Below are 1,619 nucleotides of genomic sequence, written 5' to 3'. Positions count from 1 at the left end.
ATGTCGAGACAACAATCTCGTCATCCTGCGCATGGTTGATGATTGCCCATATCCGCAGAGTTCTGCGAAAAATCAATCAAACCGCTTTCTGATTCAGGCTCTTAGAGGAATTGTCGAGGACCTTATATGTCTGAAGTATAATATGAGATTTAAATCTGACGACCAAATAAAATACATGACGCTGATAAGAGAGATTAACTTTCTTGACTCTCTGATTGCCCAAAGAAACTTTTTTGCAGAAAACAACCCGTTTCAGGCGATAGTTGGGGGGGGGCAAGCTGTTCAGGATTTGATGGAGCGACGTGCTTCTTGCTCGGACAGGATACGAGAATTCTACCTTTCACATGGTCTTCCATCGCGAAGGCCTAATGTGAAGGAAATGGCATCCACGGTAGGTCTGTCAACCATTTATAGTTACATATATTTTGCAGCTTCAAATTTTGTTCACTTCAATCCCTACGCCCTACTTCGACTGGGGTGGGGACCAAAAGGGGAGCCTTGTCAGTTTTCAGTTGCACATTTTGGTGGCTACTATCGAGATCTATCTGCCTTCTGCGGAGCATTACTCTACCTAGCCTTTGCCCGGTCTTTCCGGTCTTTGTTGGATATGGCTGCAGACCACCAAGTGGCATGTGACAAGCTCGAGCAAATACTATTGGCAGCACCAAGATGGCCCGAGTTGATTACCTTCGAAGAGCTGAATTTGGAACACCAGCATCAAGAGTCGATATTCAGGAGGGCTCTCCTTGGGAAGACAGCTGGCGAAAATGGTCATTACGTTTTTGTAGGAATATTAAATGAAATAAAATCGTTGCCGTAAATATATCTCGATCTCGTCATCTGTTACAAAAAGCGTAGCCTTCCTTTTAAAGTGAGTGAAAAATATTTGGAAAGAAGCGTCCACTTATGGGTTTCCTGCCATGCTCGCGGACGACAGAAAAGACGGCGACTGTCGCCTATCTGCACCGCTCTTGGTAAGCAGACAGGCGTTTTGGGGGGAAGTGGACAGTCCGATTTCGGCCAGTGAAGTTCAAAAACTGACTTAAGGCCACGGCTGGAAATTTGGTAATCTAGCAGTTTCTAACTATCAGCCGGGTTCATTACTCTCGCTAGAGGGACGGGATATAAAAATTTCTTCACTTCGTGGAATTTGCAGCATACTCAGCATAAGTTTTGTACTTATTTCGTTCACCGCTACCTCGCCTCGCTTATCCATTTCGATCCGATCCCCATCCGAATAATGTTTTTCTAGTACCTCCTTTACGATCTTCTTACATAATTGGTTTCTCGCTCTATCCTCGTAAAATTTAAACGCCATTTCTAGTTGCTTTTTGCATGTCTCTAAACTGCCAGTATTATTAGGGCTATCAAGCCAATCGAAGCTGAGTGAAATTTCTTTTGCAACATCATCGCTCCAAACTTCGTTATCGAGAGAGTTGGAGGCCAGTGCTATTTCTACGTTTTTGGGACCTTCAGCTTCCGACAAAACAAATTGCCAAGTATAAATATTTGAGGTGGTCCCGTCCGTTCGGACAGTTTTGCGGGCTTGATAAGCTATACCCGGTTGTTGTTATGCCGCCCTTCTGACGGCGTTGCTGTTGGCCATCTGGTCCGGGGTT

Annotated in this window: 2 protein-coding genes and 1 pseudogene; 2 read left to right on the top strand and 1 reads right to left on the bottom strand. The window is 44.8% G+C overall.

Features of this window, described 5'->3' with window-relative positions; all coding sequences use genetic code 11:
* Both GOB85_RS18690 and GOB85_RS18685 read left to right on the top strand, forming a co-directional pair.
* Window positions 1-92 (top strand): annotated as a pseudogene (locus tag GOB85_RS18690) (IS5/IS1182 family transposase); the annotation flags it as partial.
* A 50-nt stretch (window positions 93-142) separates the two neighbouring features.
* Window positions 143-820, top strand: a complete 678-nt coding sequence (locus GOB85_RS18685) for a DUF5677 domain-containing protein (RefSeq protein ID WP_173578860.1) — start codon at window positions 143-145, stop codon at window positions 818-820.
* Window positions 821-1,087: 267 nt separating this feature from the next.
* Here the strand turns inward: GOB85_RS18685 and GOB85_RS18680 are convergent, their stop codons facing one another.
* Window positions 1,088-1,486 (bottom strand): hypothetical protein, encoded by a 399-nt coding sequence (locus GOB85_RS18680; protein WP_173578861.1) that lies wholly within the window; start codon window positions 1,484-1,486, stop codon window positions 1,088-1,090.
* Window positions 1,487-1,619 lie beyond the last annotated feature (133 nt).

The organism is Acetobacter fallax (assembly GCF_011516735.1).
GTDB classification, from domain to species: Bacteria; Pseudomonadota; Alphaproteobacteria; order Acetobacterales; family Acetobacteraceae; genus Acetobacter; species Acetobacter fallax.
This window is presented reverse-complemented; position numbering and strand designations above follow the sequence as displayed.